The sequence below is a fragment of the Prevotella veroralis genome (assembly GCF_018127765.1).
GTDB lineage: Bacteria > Bacteroidota > Bacteroidia > Bacteroidales > Bacteroidaceae > Prevotella > Prevotella veroralis.
Genome location: NZ_CP072331.1, coordinates 197,926 through 215,044, shown reverse-complemented (window position 1 = coordinate 215,044; position 17,119 = coordinate 197,926). Strand labels below are relative to the sequence as shown.

At 45.3% G+C, this 17,119-nt stretch carries 9 protein-coding genes, 2 tRNA genes and 3 rRNA genes; 12 read left to right on the top strand and 2 right to left on the bottom strand.

The window, feature by feature from the left end; genetic code table 11:
* Nucleotides 1-11: 11 nt before the first annotated feature.
* Genes J5A55_RS09015 through J5A55_RS09005 form a run of 4 tightly spaced genes read left to right on the top strand, consistent with a single transcriptional unit; the run spans nt 12 to nt 3,085 of the window.
* A complete protein-coding gene (locus J5A55_RS09015; protein ID WP_004383964.1) occupies nt 12-905 on the top strand; it encodes a glycosyltransferase family 2 protein in 894 nt (297 codons plus the stop codon).
* Entirely contained in the window at nt 857-1,840 is a 984-nt protein-coding gene (locus J5A55_RS09010; RefSeq protein ID WP_082239128.1) for a glycosyltransferase family 2 protein, read from the top strand. Before J5A55_RS09015 ends, J5A55_RS09010 begins: the two co-directional genes overlap by 49 nt.
* A gap of 16 nt (nt 1,841-1,856) precedes the next feature.
* Nucleotides 1,857-1,985 carry a hypothetical protein gene (locus tag J5A55_RS12485; RefSeq protein WP_004383962.1) on the top strand — a complete coding sequence of 43 codons (129 nt, stop codon included), beginning with the start codon at nt 1,857-1,859 and terminating at the stop codon, nt 1,983-1,985.
* Nucleotides 1,982-3,085 carry a glycosyltransferase family protein gene (locus J5A55_RS09005; RefSeq protein WP_004383961.1) on the top strand — a complete coding sequence of 368 codons (1,104 nt, stop codon included), beginning with the start codon at nt 1,982-1,984 and terminating at the stop codon, nt 3,083-3,085. The genes J5A55_RS12485 and J5A55_RS09005 overlap by 4 nt, the downstream gene beginning before the upstream one ends.
* A 1,229-nt stretch (nt 3,086-4,314) precedes the next feature.
* Here the strand turns inward: J5A55_RS09005 and feoB are convergent.
* Entirely contained in the window at nt 4,315-6,798 is a 2,484-nt protein-coding gene (gene feoB, locus J5A55_RS09000; protein ID WP_004383959.1) for a ferrous iron transport protein B, read from the bottom strand.
* Nucleotides 6,799-7,229: 431 nt separating this feature from the next.
* On the opposite strand from feoB, the gene J5A55_RS08995 reads away from it, so the two are divergent.
* The 6 genes from J5A55_RS08995 to rrf all read left to right on the top strand — a co-directional run bounded on the left by J5A55_RS08995 (nt 7,230) and on the right by rrf (nt 13,624).
* Nucleotides 7,230-7,619, top strand: a complete 390-nt coding sequence (locus J5A55_RS08995) for a hypothetical protein (RefSeq protein WP_004383958.1) — start codon at nt 7,230-7,232, stop codon at nt 7,617-7,619.
* A 529-nt stretch (nt 7,620-8,148) separates the two neighbouring features.
* Nucleotides 8,149-9,679 (top strand): 16S ribosomal RNA (locus tag J5A55_RS08990).
* A gap of 184 nt (nt 9,680-9,863) precedes the next feature.
* Nucleotides 9,864-9,937, top strand: a tRNA-Ile gene (locus tag J5A55_RS08985).
* Nucleotides 9,938-10,004: 67 nt separating this feature from the next.
* Nucleotides 10,005-10,078: transfer RNA gene (locus J5A55_RS08980), tRNA-Ala, on the top strand.
* 191 nt (nt 10,079-10,269) lie between these two features.
* Nucleotides 10,270-13,172: ribosomal RNA gene (locus tag J5A55_RS08975) — 23S ribosomal RNA — on the top strand.
* 339 nt (nt 13,173-13,511) lie between these two features.
* Nucleotides 13,512-13,624: ribosomal RNA gene (gene rrf / locus J5A55_RS08970) — 5S ribosomal RNA — on the top strand.
* The 16S, 23S and 5S rRNA genes sit together here with 2 tRNA genes alongside, the layout of an rRNA operon.
* A gap of 30 nt (nt 13,625-13,654) precedes the next feature.
* Here the strand turns inward: rrf and J5A55_RS08965 are convergent.
* On the bottom strand, nt 13,655-13,897 hold the full coding sequence (locus J5A55_RS08965) for a hypothetical protein (protein ID WP_004383147.1): 243 nt from the start codon (nt 13,895-13,897) through the stop codon (nt 13,655-13,657).
* A gap of 717 nt (nt 13,898-14,614) precedes the next feature.
* On the opposite strand from J5A55_RS08965, the gene J5A55_RS08960 reads away from it, so the two are divergent.
* The gene (locus J5A55_RS08960; RefSeq protein ID WP_234396068.1) at nt 14,615-15,787 is read left to right on the top strand and encodes a hypothetical protein; all 1,173 of its coding nucleotides are present in this window, start codon (nt 14,615-14,617) and stop codon (nt 15,785-15,787) included.
* A gap of 254 nt (nt 15,788-16,041) precedes the next feature.
* Nucleotides 16,042-17,118 carry an efflux RND transporter periplasmic adaptor subunit gene (locus tag J5A55_RS08955; protein ID WP_004383150.1) on the top strand — a complete coding sequence of 359 codons (1,077 nt, stop codon included), beginning with the start codon at nt 16,042-16,044 and terminating at the stop codon, nt 17,116-17,118.
* Nucleotide 17,119: the final 1 nt, after the last annotated feature.

Genomic DNA, 17,119 nt, shown 5'->3' with positions numbered 1-17,119 from the left:
AACAATATTACATGTTACTGTCAATTATCATTCCAATCTATCGTGTTGAAGACACCATCCAACGCTGTTTGGAGAGTGTGCTCATGCAGTTGGACGATAGGATGGAACTGATTATCATTGACGATGGAAGCCCTGATGATTCGGCAAAGATAGCCTCGAGAATGATTCAAGGACGTGCGAATTGCACGCTTATTCATCAATCGAATCAAGGCTTATCAGCGGCTCGCAACACGGGACTGGAGCATGCGCAAGGGGAGTATGTGACCTTCATTGACTCTGATGACTTTATCCAAGAGGGTACGATTGAGGCGTTACTTGCAGTGCTGGATATGCACCCGGAATATGACATACTGGAGTATCCTGTGATGCAACATCACGGCAATAAGCAATGCGAGAAGTTGCTTACTTTCTCTGAAAAGGCGTTCACCTCGGCTCGAGACTATTGGCTTGGTGGGGGCTACCGGCATACTTACGCCTGTAATAAATACTATCGTCGACGGCTCTTCGAGGGCGTTCGCTATCCTGTTGGAAAGGTGTTTGAAGATGCTTACACATTGCCCTTCTTACTCGCAAAAGCGGGTGTGATAGGGACAACGGAACGGGGTCTTTATTACTATACAGATAACCCTCAAGGCATTACGGCACATGCTGGAGGACAAGAGCTAACCCATCTTTTGGCGGCTCACTTGCGTCATCTCACACAATGGGGGACGTTGACAGCAGCTTATTATGAGTCACTTTTGAACATTCAAATGGATGTTTATGAGGCAACGAAGGCTGCTCCTGTGCTCCCAGTACTCCCTTATAAGGGTACAACGAAACTATTGATTCTTCATTTAATAGGGCTTAAACGCTTATGTCAACTCAATCAATTTATACACAAAATGGGCTTACGAAACCGTTAGTTAGCTTCATCGTGACCTATCACAATGAGCCTCTTGAGATGCTTCGAGAGTGTATCAACAGTATTCTTGCGCTCTCGCTCGCTGAGACGGAACGCCAGATTATTGTCGTAGATGATGGTTCTGAACGCTCACCCATCGCTGAACTCATGGAGTTGTCATCGACTATCTATTATCTAAGACAGGACAATCAAGGGTTGAGTCAGGCTCGAAATAGAGGCATAACATTGGCTGAAGGCGACTTTATTCAGTTCGTTGATGCTGACGACTATCTGCTTATTAGCCCTTACGAGCAGTGCCTTGACATCGCAAGATACAAGGATGCAGACATGGTGATGTTCTTTCCTTCGGACAAACCAACGGCTACTCCAAGTCCAGACTGGACTGGTCCGGTGAGCGGAACGGACTATATGACGCATAACAACATACACGCCAGTGCCTGTGGATACCTCTTCCGCCGTCGCTGCCTACATGAGTTACGATTCCCAAAGGGCTTTGTGCATGAGGATGAAGAGTTTACTCCGCAACTCATGTTACGCATAGAAAAACTTTACGTAAGCAACAACAAGGCTTATTACTATCGTCAGCACGAGGGTTCCATCACCCATTCTCGGGACTTAAAGAGCAAGTTGAAGCGTCTAACTGACTTCGAGAAGATCATCAACCGACTGAAGGATAAGGTGGAATACTTGCCTGTTAAGGATCGAATTGCTATGGAGCGGCGCATTGCGCAACTAACGATGGACTATCTATATAATGTTATTCGCCTCACTCATGACGCTGGTCACTTGGAGAAAATATTGCAACGACTGACCGACCAAGGGCTCTTCCCATTGCCAGAAAAGGACTACACGCGTAACTATAAACTGTTCCGAAGACTCATCAACACCGCTTGGGGACGTAAGATCTTGCTGTTGGCTCTTAGCCTAAAACGATGATTTAAGATACGAAGTAATGGGTTTTATACATACACTTGAGCAATTAAAGGATGAATACTATGGCTTAAAAGGAACGCCCAAACGTGATAAGTTAGAAGAAGAAATGGCTCTACTTCGCAAGAAACTAAAATCGTTTGGTTTATGAAAATCCTCCTCTTAGGCGAGTATAGCAATGTTCATAACACGCTGGCAATGGGTTTGCGCGCACTTGGACATCGAGTGACTGTGGTCTCAAATGGCGACTTTTGGAAGAATTATCCACGTGACATTGATGTGAGCCGACCAACGGGACGACTGGGAGGTGTGCGCCTCTTGGCAAAGATATACGCTCTTTTACCACGTTTGAGAGGCTATGATGTGGTGCAATTCATCAACCCTATCTTCTTTGAACTGCGTGCCGAACGCCTTTTCTACATCTTTCGTTACCTCAAAAAGCACAATAAAAAACTCTTTCTGGGGGCTTTCGGCATGGATTACTATTGGGTGCATACCTGTTCCACGACGATGCCTTTGCGGTATAGTGACTTCAATTTCGGTACGAAACTGCGCCAGAATGAAGAGGCTGTAAGCGAGCGGAAGGATTGGATTGGCACTGAGAAGGAACGCTTGAACCGCCTGATGGCAGCGGAATGTGATGGTATTATCACTGGACTCTACGAATACTGGTGTTGCTATCAGCCGTTTTTTTCCACAAAGACAACCTTTATTCCCTTTCCAATCGTTGTGGGGGACGAACCGAAGATAGCCCCTGAACCACCAAAACAATTAAATCTCTTTATCGGAATCAGCCGTAACCGGTCAGTGTATAAAGGCACGGATATCATGTTGCGAGCGGCTGAGAAGGTGAAAGCCGACTATCCCGATCGATTGAATCTAAAGGTAGTTACGGGCTTACCCTTCGATGAGTATGTGCGGACGATGCGTGGTTCTGATGCTATCATGGACCAACTCTACAGCTATACTCCATCAATGAATCCACTTGAAGCGATGGCACATGGCATTATATGTATTGGTGGGGGCGAACCCGAACACTATGCTCTTCTGCACGAGACAACGCTTCGCCCAATCATTAATGTCCTCCCCTCGTATGAGAGTTGTGTGTCAGCTCTTACGCAGCTTGTCACTCATCTCAATCAAATCCCAGCCCTTCGCCACCAGAGTTACGCCTATGTTCGCAAGCACCATGACCATATCAAAGTAGCACGGGAGTATGTGGCGGTGTATGAGAGGGCGCTCAATACTTGATTCGGAAGTAATCCAAAAGCTTTAATTGTGTGCTCGGATGGCTCATACTTATTAGCAAATTGTTTCACTGATATGTACCCCATACGCTGCTATCGGCAAACTTTTAGATGTGAATTAGGCTACAAATACTGTGTTTTTTGCCGATACCGGCAAGGAAAGGAGGCGTTTCCTTTAATTCAAAATTATGATTAGGTAGAGTTGACGAGTGGACGGGTTAACGAGTTAACAAGTTGTTTGTTCTGTGGAATAGAACACCACAATGTAGGGACAGATGCCCTCGTCTGTCCGCCTTTTCATCCCCTTTTGGCATCCCGTTAGACAACATCCCCTCCTTTTGAGGGGCTTGGGGAGGCTTTCGCTGGTTGTGTTCTGGCGGACAGACGAGGGCGTCTGTCCCTACAGGTTGGCATTATCATTAATTAAAGAAACGCCTTCTTCAATATGAAGAGGGCGTTCCGTCGCATCGAAGAGAGGCTTCCTTCACATCAAGGAAACGCCCTCTTTGTTTGCAAACAGTACTGTTCACTCCCCTCTCCATTCGGAGAGGGGGCGGGGGTGAGGCTGTAGAAGGGTGGGGGTGAGGCTTTTCCTCTTCTTGTGGGGGAGGCTGGTTGTGTTTTAACTTACCATTATTAACTAAAAAACCAACGAATATTACGGTTTATAATTGATATATATCAATAAATGATGGATTCGATAAGAAATATCCTACGAAACGTTTGGTAGTTCAAAAAAAGACTGTACCTTTGCATCAGAATCACGAGATAATACATAATGGGTCATAGATTAGGTCTTAGTGACTTATAGGTATTTAAGATTGCTCAGGATTTCTATTTAAATAAGAAGATTTGTTTAGGTTAGTAATAGATTTAGGTTTTTAGTTATATTTTAGGTAAAGATTGTAGAAACATCAACGTCGTGAGATGGTGGTTATTCGGAGGTAACGGAAGAGCGAGTGCTCTGCCGTTTCTTTTTTTTATGATGGTTATGAGAGACGCAGAGTAGCTTTTTGTTCTTTATTTTTAGGTGTTTTCAAGAGGCTTGGAGGACTAGGGACTCTGATGCAGCTATGGGGTCTGAAGTTTCTGGCGAGGCTGGGAAAGTAAGAAAGAATAGGGCATCGAGAGAACCGAAAGAGCCTCAATAAACGAGAAAAGCTAGTTCCCTTAGGATTCCTAAGACAACTAGCTTTTTTATTTGTAAGGGTTTGTAAAGCTCTATTCTATACCTTATCCAATGAATAAACAGCCTATTTGGAAGACCACCGTACTGACCACCCACGCCAGAGCTGTAGTGTATCCTGCAGCAAAAAGAGCCCATCCCCAACTGCCCGTCTCGCCTTTTATCGCTGCAATCGTGGCTATACAAGGGAAATAAAGCAGCACAAAAAGGAGGAAGCAGAAGGCGGTCAGCGTTGCTATTGGCTGTGCTTTCTCATAAGAAATACCATGTAATTGCGCTACATCTTGCGTTATCAGTTCGTGTAACTTCACATACTTCCCTGATTCGGAACAGAAGTTACTGTCATCCTTAAAGCTATCGTCGTTAGAATAAAGCACTCCCATCGTGGATGCAACAATCTCTTTTGCACCCACACCAGCCAACAGTCCGACATCTAACTTCCAGTTGAATCCCATCGGACGGAACACTGGTTCGACCGCACGACCTACTCTTCCGATGTAGCTCTGTTCCTGTTGTTGCTGATTAGAAACGCTCGGATCGTCCGTATGAGGGAAGTAACCGAGAGCCCAAACGATGATAGATGCAACGAGGATAATGCCTCCCATCTTCTTCAAATACTGCTTTCCCTTCTCCCAAGTATGCCTTCCAATCGCCTTCCAAGTAGGGAATCGATAAGGAGGAAGCTCCATCACGAAGGGCGTATCTTCGCCTTTTACAACGAAGGCAGAGAACAATCGACTCATTACAATTGCCATTAACACACCGATGACATAGAGTGACAACATGGCTAATGACCGATATTTAAGGGCAAAGAACGAACCTGTTATCATAACATAAATAGGTAGCCTTGCCGAACAACTCATCAATGGAAGGATTAACATTGTTATGAGTCTACTGCGCTGACTCTCAATGGTTCGGGTCGACATCACCGCTGGTACGTTACATCCAAAGCCCATAATCAATGGAATGAAAGACTTTCCATGCAGCCCCATCTTATGCATTAAGCGGTCCATAATGAATGCCGCGCGTGCCATGTAACCGCTATCTTCCATGTAAGAGATGAAGAAGTAGAGGATAAGAATCTGTGGTAAGAACACGATAACAGCCCCAACTCCGCCGATAACTCCGTCTACCAGCATCGCTTTGACAGGTCCGTCAGGCATATTCTGGCTGATGAAGTCGCCTAACCAGGCTACTCCTGCATCAATCCAGTCCATCGGGTACTGTCCAATAACGAATGTTGCGGTGAACATCAAGAGCAAGATAAGAAAGAAGATAGGGAACCCTAAGTACTTATTCGTTAGTATCTTGTCGATGAGATGGGTTGTTTGATAGGTGTCTTTCTTATCCCCTGTGGTATAACCCGACTCTTCCAAGGCTCCGTGAATGAACCCGTATTTAGCGTCCATGATGGCTGTTTCGCAATCGTTGTGCGTTTCTTCTTTCACACGTTGCGCTGCTCTGTCACGGTGCTGGAATATTTCTAGGGAATCGCCAAGCGGTTGGACGAGTCGTTCCACATCCTTATCGCTCTCAAGGAGTTTGATGGCAAGATAGCGGGTAGAATACTTTTGGCGTAAATCAGGGTAGTTCTTCAAATGTTCCTGAATATCTCTTATACCGTGTTCTATCTCATGTCCGTGGTTAATATGGATGTGCCTGAACTGTAAACTCTCATCTTCTTTGCCCTCATAAACGGCTATCACCTGATGAAAAAGCTCCTTCACACCACGTCCGGAGGTAAAGACAGTAGGCACCATAGGCGTTCCGAAGAGTTCAGATAACTTCTCGTAATCAATATGGTCGCCCCTTTCTTCGGTCTCATCATACATATTTAGGGCGCAAACCATGCGCACGTGCATGTCAATGAGCTGTGTGGTGAGGTAAAGGTTACGCTCCAAATTGGACGCATCAATGACGTTGATGACGATATCGGGCGTCTCCTCGACCAACTGTTTACGCACATATAGCTCCTCAGGACTATATGCTGACAAGCTATAAGTGCCTGGTAAGTCGACGAGATGGAACTCATATCCTTCATACTCAGCACGTCCCACCTTCGCATCTACGGTCACTCCAGAGTAGTTACCGACGCGTTCATGTGCGCCAGAAGCGAAGTTGAACAAGGAAGTCTTCCCACAGTTCGGGTTGCCAACGAGTGCTACACTGATCGTCTTACTGCGTCTCTCCGCCTCTTTCAATGCTCCGTTCGGGGTCAGGGCGTGGTCTTCCGCATCCTTCGGGTCGGCAGTTACACCTTTATTCTTATTCTGTTTCCCTTCTTGTTGTTGCCCCTTTTGCATTTTATCAACGGGTACAACCTCTATTTGATCAGCCTCACTATGTCGCAAACTGACCTCATATCCCATGATCTTATACTTCACTGGGTCGCGAAGAGGCGCATTCAAGAGCACCTCCACCTGCTTCCCTTCGATGAAACCCATCTCTATGATTCGTTTTCGGAAGCCCCCGTGTCCAGAGACTTTAACGATGATTCCGGTCTCACCCGTTCGTAATGCTGATAGTTTCATATCTATTTCCTTGTTTGCATTGTCCGCCTGGGTGCATCAAAGGCATTGCTGACCTGCTCCCCTTTTTATCATCCTGACTAACCAACAAAGGTAAAGAAAAAAACTGATAAAACGCCGTTCATTGGCTTTTTCATACAATAAAATACCTATTAGTAGGTATTAATATGAATAAAAGGGGCTCTGACAGATTAAATACAAATGATGTGGTTCCAATTTTATAGCATCATTAGTAATTTTGAATTATGAGTTATGAAATAGTGTACTTCGCATAATTAGTTGTGAATGTATATACTTTCACAATCCGTACATTTTGTATCTTCTGTCTTAAAAAAACTAAAATCATCTATCTAATAACACCTCTCCTTGAATTATTTAATAAATTTGTAGCGTGCTGGATCGTGGGCACGTAGATGTAAGACAATACATGAATAATGAAGAAGAAACCAACTTATAAAGTACCAGTAGCTATATGTGCCATCGTTTTGGCAGTAGGTTCTCTTGTTTTGGGTGTACTCATGGAAACGCGAGAGATGGCACCTCCACGGAAGTACGAGGTGGATATGTCGGGTGAAGTTATTGGTGTTGATAATGGTCCGAAGATACCTGTTTTGACAAAAGAGGAGGTGAAAGAAGAAGTGAAGGAGGAGGTTAAGAAAGAGGCACCGAAGCCTGTTGAGAAAAGACAAGAGGAGTCTGCTGATGAGTCTGAGGAGCCCGTTATTGTTCCAACTGTACCCGAGGGGCAGGCGGAGACTACGCCAGCTGTTAAGGTTCCGAAACCAGAGATAAAGAAACCAACTGTGGAGAATATTGGAGATTAATCTCCAATTGGGCTCTTAAGTAGTGTACTCTTTGAGCTAAGACGAACTTCTTTTTCCTGTTATTACAAGTCCCTATCTTTTTTCTGATTACTTCTTGTCAAGCTTTCCTCAGATATTATATATATAAGGTGTAGGCTATTTCTTCTCCTCTCTATCGCAAAAAAATCATTTTTTATCAAACTTTTCTTTCAAAATATTTGGAGGGTATCAAAATTATCCATACCTTTGCACTCGCTTTTACGAAATAGGCGGTTTGCTTATAACGTATAGAGTGATAAGAAAAGAGTTCTTTGAAAAGATTTACATAAACAGAGAAGTAGTACAAGAAGCGTCTGTTTGTTTATGAATCAAACAGATGGGTAAAAGAAACGAACCGATCAATTCATTGTTTTTGCTTTTGAGGCGTTGCCTCAAAATATAAGGAACAAATTGAGTAGGTGCTTTTTAACTTGATACTTAAGGATAGGCATTCTGATACAGAGACAAACGGATGGCTTGTATTTATATAAGTTGTCACAAATGATATTTTACAATGGAGAGTTTGATCCTGGCTCAGGATGAACGCTAGCTACAGGCTTAACACATGCAAGTCGAGGGGAAACGGCGTTGAGTGCTTGCACTCTTCGGACGTCGACCGGCGCACGGGTGAGTAACGCGTATCCAACCTTCCCATAACTAAGGGATAACCTGCCGAAAGGCAGACTAATACCTTATGTAATCCTTTGACGGCATCAGATTAGGATTAAAGATTTATCGGTTATGGATGGGGATGCGTCTGATTAGCTTGTTGGCGGGGTAACAGCCCACCAAGGCAACGATCAGTAGGGGTTCTGAGAGGAAGGTCCCCCACATTGGAACTGAGACACGGTCCAAACTCCTACGGGAGGCAGCAGTGAGGAATATTGGTCAATGGACGTAAGTCTGAACCAGCCAAGTAGCGTGCAGGATGACGGCCCTATGGGTTGTAAACTGCTTTTGTATGGGGATAAAGTCAATCACGTGTGATTGTTTGCAGGTACCATACGAATAAGGACCGGCTAATTCCGTGCCAGCAGCCGCGGTAATACGGAAGGTCCAGGCGTTATCCGGATTTATTGGGTTTAAAGGGAGCGTAGGCCGGAGATTAAGTGTGTTGTGAAATGTAGACGCTCAACGTCTGACTTGCAGCGCATACTGGTTTCCTTGAGTACGCACAACGTTGGCGGAATTCGTCGTGTAGCGGTGAAATGCTTAGATATGACGAAGAACTCCGATTGCGAAGGCAGCTGACGGGAGCGCCACTGACGCTTAAGCTCGAAGGTGCGGGTATCGAACAGGATTAGATACCCTGGTAGTCCGCACAGTAAACGATGGATGCCCGCTGTTGGTACCTGGTATCAGCGGCTAAGCGAAAGCATTAAGCATCCCACCTGGGGAGTACGCCGGCAACGGTGAAACTCAAAGGAATTGACGGGGGCCCGCACAAGCGGAGGAACATGTGGTTTAATTCGATGATACGCGAGGAACCTTACCCGGGCTTGAATTGCAGAGGAAGGATTTAGAGATAATGACGCCCTTCGGGGTCTCTGTGAAGGTGCTGCATGGTTGTCGTCAGCTCGTGCCGTGAGGTGTCGGCTTAAGTGCCATAACGAGCGCAACCCCTCTCTTCAGTTGCCATCAGGTGATGCTGGGCACTCTGGAGACACTGCCACCGTAAGGTGTGAGGAAGGTGGGGATGACGTCAAATCAGCACGGCCCTTACGTCCGGGGCTACACACGTGTTACAATGGCCGGTACAGAGGGACGGTGTAATGCAAATTGCATCCAATCTTGAAAGCCGGTCCCAGTTCGGACTGGGGTCTGCAACCCGACCCCACGAAGCTGGATTCGCTAGTAATCGCGCATCAGCCATGGCGCGGTGAATACGTTCCCGGGCCTTGTACACACCGCCCGTCAAGCCATGAAAGCCGGGGGTGCCTGAAGTCCGTGACCGCAAGGATCGGCCTAGGGCAAAACTGGTGATTGGGGCTAAGTCGTAACAAGGTAGCCGTACCGGAAGGTGCGGCTGGAACACCTCCTTTCTGGAGAGAATGTTTATTAGTTAGTAAGTTGACAAGTATTTAAGTATATGAGTTGACGAGTTAACGGTACTCAAGATAAGAGAAGAACCTTTGGTTCGTTTTTCTTCTTGTACTCACTGAAACTGTTATTAAGAATAAGAGAAAAGGAAGTCAGGTAGAAACACCACAAGCTTTCTTCCAACTCAGTCCTATAGCTCAGTTGGTTAGAGCGCCACACTGATAATGTGGAGGTCGGCAGTTCAAGTCTGCCTGGGACTACTTCTTTTATTATTGAATGTAGAGTTTCTAAATTAAAACTTCTAATTCAATACTCTAAAATTCCCTTGGGGGATTAGCTCAGTTGGCTAGAGCACCTGCTTTGCAAGCAGGGGGTCAACGGTTCGAATCCGTTATTCTCCACTTCGCTGTTTTATACAGCACAAGATCTTTGACATATTGACACAAGCAAGACTGTAAAGTAGAACGATTCTTTCTTTTAAATGGAAGAATTAGTATTCTAATTATTGAAGGTTAAAACTTCAAATTCTTTAGAATCACACAACAGCTGAAAGTATGAGCTACATTCTTTGTAAGTAATTACGAAGAAGGCGAAGAAAGTAAGAAAGGGCGCATGGCGGATGCCTTGGCTCACGGAGGCGACGAAGGACGTGATAAGCTGCGATAAGCCTTGGGTAGGTGCAAATAACCATTGATCCAAGGATTTCCGAATGGGACAACCCAGCAGGTTGAAGACCTGCTATCACTACAGACGTAGTGAGGCAAACGGAGGGAACTGAAACATCTTAGTACCTCTAGGAAGAGAAAATAAACTAATGATTCCCCTAGTAGTGGCGAGCGAACGGGGAATAGCCCAAACCAGTGACGTAGCAATGCGCCACTGGGGTTGTAGGACCACGCTGTCGTACTTAGATTGTGAGAAGAATGTTCTGGAAAGAACAATCATAGAGGGTGATAATCCCGTATTCGAAGCATGACGAGACGTAGTGGTATCCTGAGTAACGCGGAACACGTGAAATTCTGCGCGAATCCGCCGGGACCATCCGGTAAGGCTAAATACTCCCGTGAGACCGATAGTGAACGAGTACTGTGAAGGAAAGGTGAAAAGCACTCCGATGAGGAGAGTGAAATAGTTCCTGAAACCATGCGCCTACAAGCGGTCGGAGCTGTTAATTCAGTGACGGCGTGCCTTTTGCATAATGAACCTACGAGTTACCATGTCTGGCAAGGATAAGCGTCATGAGATGCGCATCCGTAGTGAAAGCGAGCCTGAACAGGGCGTCAAGTCAGATGGGGTAGACGCGAAACCAAGTGATCTACACTTGCCCAGGTTGAAGTTCGGGTAACACCGAATGGAGGACCGCACGGATAAGCGTTGAAAAGCTTCCCGATGAGGTGAGTGTAGGAGTGAAAGGCCAATCAAACTTGGAGATAGCTCGTACTCCCCGAAAGGCATTTAGGTGCCGCGTGCATCGATCTCCATAAGAGGTAGAGCGACCGATAGGTCAAGAGGGCTTCACCGCCTATCGAGACCTGACGAACTCCGAATGCTTATGGACAGCAGATGTGCAGTAAGGGGGCGGGTGCTAAGGTCCGTCCCCGAGAGGAGAAGAATCCAGACCGCCGTCTAAGGTCCCGAAATTCTGTCTAAGTTAGTCTAACGAAGTCTGGTCCCCGTGACAGCTAGGATGTTGGCTTGGAAGCAGCCATTCATTCAAAGAGTGCGTAACAGCTCACTAGTCGAGGGTCTGGGCATGGATAATAATCGGGTATAAGTCAGATACCGAAGGCGCGGGATAGTAATGTAAATTAAAAGTATCGGTAGGGGAGCATTCCATCGACGTCGAATGGTGAAGGTAACTGATCCTGGAGTTTATGGAAAAGCAAATGTAGGTATAAGTAACGATAAAAAGGGTGAGATTCCCTTTCGCCGAAAGACCGAGGTTTCCCGGGCGATGCCAATCAGCCCGGGGTTAGTCGGGTCCTAAGTCTCAGCCGAACGGCGAAGGCGATGGCAGATGCGGTTAATATTCCGCAACTCGTATGTTCAGTGATGTGGAGACGGAGCAGTGACACTGCCGCGCCCTGACGGAATAGGGCGTTTAAGTGTGTAGGTTATGAGAGTGGCAGGCAAATCCACCACTTGAGCTGAACCACGAAAGTACAACACTTCCTTCGGGAAGAGTTGAGTGCAGGTAATCATACTTCCGAGAAAATCCGCTAAACTTAATGTTCATACGACCCGTACCGCAAACGGACACACGTGGTCGGGTAGAATATACTAAGGCGTTGAGAGATTCATGGTTAAGGAACTAGGCAAATTGACCCCGTAACTTCGGGATAAGGGGTCCTCATAGCAATATGAGGCGCAGAGAATAGGTCCAGGCAACTGTTTAACAAAAACACAGGGCTGTGCAAACTCGAAAGATGAGGTATACAGCCTGACACCTGCCCGGTGCTGGAAGGTTAAGAGGAGATGTCACTAGCAATAGGAAGCATTGAATTGAAGCCCCAGTAAACGGCGGCCGTAACTATAACGGTCCTAAGGTAGCGAAATTCCTTGTCGGGTAAGTTCCGACCTGCACGAATGGTGTAATGATCCGGACGCTGTCTCAACCATGATCTCAGTGAAATTGTAGTATCGGTGAAGATGCCGATTACCCGCGATGGGACGAAAAGACCCCGTGAACCTTTACTACAGCTTAGCATTGACCTTGGTCATCCGATGTGTAGGATAGGCCGGAGGCTTCGAAGCGGGTGCGCCAGCATTCGTGGAGCCATCCTTGAAATACGGTCCTTTGGCTGTCTGAGGTCTAACACGCAGATTGCGTGGACACTGCTTGGTGGGTAGTTTGACTGGGGTGGTCGCCTCCAAAAGCGTAACGGAGGCTTCCAAAGGTGCCCTCGGACCGATTGGTAACCGGTCTCATAGAGTGCAATGGCATAAGGGCGCTTGACTGGGAGGCAGACATGCCGAGCAGGCAGGAAACTGGGGCATAGTGATCCGGCGGATGTGTATGGAAACTCCGTCGCTCAAAGGATAAAAGGTACTCCGGGGATAACAGGCTGATCCCCCCCAAGAGCTCATATCGACGGGGTGGTTTGGCACCTCGATGTCGGCTCGTCACATCCTGGGGCTGGAGAAGGTCCCAAGGGTTGGGCTGTTCGCCCATTAAAGTGGCACGCGAGCTGGGTTCAGAACGTCGTGAGACAGTTCGGTCTCTATCTATCGTGGGCGTTGGAGTTTTGCGTGGTGCTGACACTAGTACGAGAGGACCGTGTTGGACAGACCTCCGGTTTACCAGTTGTGCCGCCAGGTGCACCGCTGGGTATCTGAGTCTGGATTGGATAAGCGCTGAAAGCATCTAAGTGCGAAGCCAGCCGCAAGATGAGAACTCCTCATAAGGGTCGTCATAGACGATGACGTTGATAGGGTGTAGGTGTAAAGACGGTGACGTCAAAGCCGAGCACTACTAATTGCCCGAAACTTTCTTCGGGTCTCCCGCCTCCCTAGAGTGGAGAGCGGGGACCAGTGACTCAGACTTTGAGCTGTGTAATCTTCTTGATAGAAGTAGAAAAGTTCTATAATGTTTTGCTTGTGGAAATACGTCACCTTATACGGCTGACAAGTCAGTAGACGAGTTAACAAGTATACGAGTAGACAAGTTAAAAGTGTACAAGAAAGCGAGTTAAAAGTGAACGAGTAAACAAGTTATTAGTTCTAAGGACAATGTTTAATAACGAATCTACTGATAAGAAGACAGAAGGAAGACAAGAATAAAGACAAACAACTAGTTAACTTGTCAACTTCAAAACCAGTCAACCGAACAAGACATTAGGTGGTTATTGCGTCGGGGTTCCACCTCTTCCCATTCCGAACAGAGAAGTTAAGCCCGTCTGCGCCGATGGTACTGCAATGCAATGCGGGAGAGTAGGTCGCCGCCTTCTTTCACTTTAGAGAGCTTCGAAGATTTCTCTTCAAAGCTCTCTTTTTTTGTTTGTCCCACTCTTAATCCTATAGCTCTCAACGCCATAACTCTCAATGCCATACCTTTCAACCTCATACCTCTTAACTCTCATCGCCCCATCCCCTTCAACAGTTCCTCCCAACTCTTTCCCCATCCTCTCCCCAACTTTTCCCAAATCCTCTCCGAACGATCGCTCACCGTCCGCAGGAAAGTAATGCTGGTAGAGAGTAAACGAGAAACGTTTGATGCGCATAGGGTGTTTAACACCTTTGCCCGAGAGTGTTTAACACCCTTACCTAAGAGTGTTTAACACCCTTGCCTAAGAGTGTTTAACACCTTTATCCACGATTGCTTAATACCCTTATCTGAGTAGTAGGACTTATAGGGTACGGCTGTACGACCCGTGGGGCACGGAAGTATACTCGTGTCCCCACGAAAGTATATCTTGTTGATGTTAACAACTCGTGCCTTACCTTAATAATCTTACGCCAAGAAGACCTTATGATAGAACCAAGAAGAAGCACTTCTAAGGCAGGCTAAAAATTGTTCGCGAACAATTCAAGAAGAGTTCGCGAACAAATTGGGAAGAGTTCGCGAACAATTTTTTGAGTGTCTTGTGGAGTGTAAAAAGTGGAGATAGTAGTTTTATAGAGAGCTTAGAGATGAAGTGTATATATGCCTCTGTCTTTATTTATTTATGGATATTAGTTGTGAAGGGACTTTATGCGTAAGACGGTTAGCGCATTTAATGGAAAAGAAGTAAGTAAACATTTGTAAAATAGCTAGTTAATACTTACATTTGTATCAAAAGTTGCTCTGCAGTCGTAAGTGGCATCTTTAGATGGTAAACCTCGTGTTGAAATTAGCTATGGAGATTAAAGCAATGAAATGGATATCAAGTCTATCTTTAATTTTATTACTCGCTGCAATGTTGTTTAGTTGTGGTAGACCTAAGCGAGAGGTAAAGGTTATGAGTCCTACAAAAAAGCCTCAAATAGTATCGAAAGATTTACTTCAAATGTATGACAAGCAAATCAGGTCTTATTATATGGATCTGATGAAAGTGTCAGATGGTGGGATTCTCTCTTTGCCGAATAAAGCCCAAGTTGAATACACTGACGTTGCCGTTGAATTGTTGAACGCTGCACTTCGCAAGAGAGGTTTCTGCCCAGTTGATGATGAGTCAGCGCGAAAAGCTATCTTAAAGTATTTCAATATTGATGTAACCCAGAGTAATTCTGCTTTAAGTAAGTTGCAGTTTAGAAAGTTTATCTTCAAGGATGATAACCATGCAGAGCGTATGCAACAGACCAAGAGTATACGATGTGACTTCTTTGAGCAGCCTAATTACTTTTGGAAGTGCCTTATTTATATTCCAAAGTATAACTATCTTATGAGTGTGCCTCCTGTTATTGAAGATGCAGTTCGTATCGAGGGGGTGACAGATCAAGGCTCTGATGAGTTATATAAAGCGAAAGTAAGGCATGGGAAATTAGTCCTTAATCTCGTAGATGATAATTATTTCTATGAGAATGAGTTTATTTTTCACGATAGTAAGATTGCTTTTCAATGGTTAAAGAAACACGATGCAGAGTTTCTCACGAACTTACTTTATGATTATGGATACGATAAGAATGAGGATATTAACAGACTTGTAATGAACGAAATGTTATCGAAGTACAAAGAGGAAAAGCAAGTCTACATGTTTGAAAACACCTTTGCTTGTAAGAAGAATACGAAACATTCATCTGTTGAGATTCGAGAGGGATTGTTGAAAACTATCCTCAACCAACCTGTTAATAATGCACATTATTCTGTGTGGGGGAACCTTCTTCAGGCATATTTATCCCAATTCGTATTGATGAATGAAGGCGAACAACCGGAGTGGGTGAGTGCTTTCACGAAGCAAGAACGCTTTCAAATAGTGGCTTATATCAGTTATTATCTTTATCAGTTAGGTGCTAAAAGCGGACAAGATTGGACGTCAGTATTGGGTCATGAGCTTTATTATGAAGGTGCTTTCAAGTCTTATCTTGAGAAGAACAATTACTTAAATCTTCCGAACTATAGGAAGTTATGTGAGAGAGTTTATCAGGAGTATGATACTGAGGCAGAGGCGAGTAGTGATATAGGTGACGAGTAGTTCATCATATTACATCCGATACCTATGTATCGGGCAGCGGCTTCCTCTTCACTTATCTCACATTCTTTTCTATAATTTCTGTGAATTTATAGAAGAAATAGAGATTATTGTTTATCTTTGCACGGATTATTTATAGCATATACAAAGGGCGTGTGGTATGACAAAGCACGAACCGATTTAAACCAGAGACAAGCGAAGTCTTGAAGTGAAGTGAATGTTAGTTGCCAGCACGATAACCCACAATTAGATGTTTTATGAAGAGGTTTTCAAGTCTTATGTTCCTATTAGCCGTGTTGCTATGGGGCTGTCATTCGAAGAAAGCGGAGCAACAAACCAATGCCGTTTACACATCAACAACGCCATTGGTCACTGATGTAAACCTTCCGCAAAGTTATGTTGCTAACATTCAATCGTTGCGTAACATTGAGGTTCGCTCACAGCAAGAAGGAATCTTGCAACAAATCTTTGTGAGTGAAGGACAGCATGTTCGCGCTGGTCAACCCTTGTTCCGTATAGCCATTGTGGGCGAGGATGAGGAGATTGCAAAGGCTCGTTCAGAGCAAGAACAAGCCGAAATTGATTTGCAAAATACAAGTAAACTGACTGAAAATAACGTCATTTCACCGAATGCAAAACGCATGGCAAAAGCTAAATTGCAGTCTGCCAGTGCCGATTATAAACTCGCCGTACTACGCAAGAAGTTGGCTGTTATCCGCGCACCCTTTGCTGGTGTCTTAGGGAGGATACCGCAGAAGATGGGTAGTTTCATTCAACAGGATGACCTCTTAACTACGCTTTCTGACAACTCACAAATGCAGGTTTACTTCAACATCTCAGAGACTGATTACCTCGTTTTTCAGCAACATCCCGACCTTTATATGCACCTTCCTCTGAAGCTACTGTTGGCTAATGGCAGCACATTCCCAGCCCAGGGACATATCAAGGACATATCGGGTCAATTCGACAATGCCACTGGAACAATTTCTGTTCGCTCTTTGTTTGCTAATTCTAAGGGGCTTTTGCGCAACGGACAGACGGGAACTGTGCAACTGTTAGTGCGTAAGAGCCATGCAATAGTTATCCCTCAAGAAGCCGTGTATGAGTTGCAAGACCGCAAATATGTCTTTGTCATCGATAAAAACAACGTTGTTCACCAGCGTCAGATACAGATTTCTTCCGAGGCAACAGGCATTTATGTCGTTGCTTCAGGGCTTCGTCCAGAGGATCATTACCTAACTGATGGCATCCAAAAGGTCAACGATGGCGATAGAGTTCGCACTCGTTTCGTAAGTCCCCGACAAGCAATAAAGTCTAACGAAATCACTATTTAGG

Excerpts from the sequence above, each read along its gene's own strand:
- feoB (WP_004383959.1), bottom strand. The coding sequence starts at position 6,798 with ATGAAACTATCAGCATTACGAACGGGTGAGACCGGAATCATCGTTAAA.
- J5A55_RS09015 (WP_004383964.1), top strand. The coding sequence starts at position 12 with ATGTTACTGTCAATTATCATTCCAATCTATCGTGTTGAAGACACCATC.
- J5A55_RS08955 (WP_004383150.1), top strand. The coding sequence starts at position 16,042 with ATGAAGAGGTTTTCAAGTCTTATGTTCCTATTAGCCGTGTTGCTATGG.
- J5A55_RS08995 (WP_004383958.1), top strand. The coding sequence starts at position 7,230 with ATGAAGAAGAAACCAACTTATAAAGTACCAGTAGCTATATGTGCCATC.
- J5A55_RS09010 (WP_082239128.1), top strand. The coding sequence starts at position 857 with ATGTCAACTCAATCAATTTATACACAAAATGGGCTTACGAAACCGTTA.
- J5A55_RS08965 (WP_004383147.1), bottom strand. The coding sequence starts at position 13,897 with ATGCGCATCAAACGTTTCTCGTTTACTCTCTACCAGCATTACTTTCCT.
- J5A55_RS09005 (WP_004383961.1), top strand. The coding sequence starts at position 1,982 with ATGAAAATCCTCCTCTTAGGCGAGTATAGCAATGTTCATAACACGCTG.
- J5A55_RS12485 (WP_004383962.1), top strand. The coding sequence starts at position 1,857 with ATGGGTTTTATACATACACTTGAGCAATTAAAGGATGAATACTATGGC.
- J5A55_RS08960 (WP_234396068.1), top strand. The coding sequence starts at position 14,615 with ATGAGTCCTACAAAAAAGCCTCAAATAGTATCGAAAGATTTACTTCAA.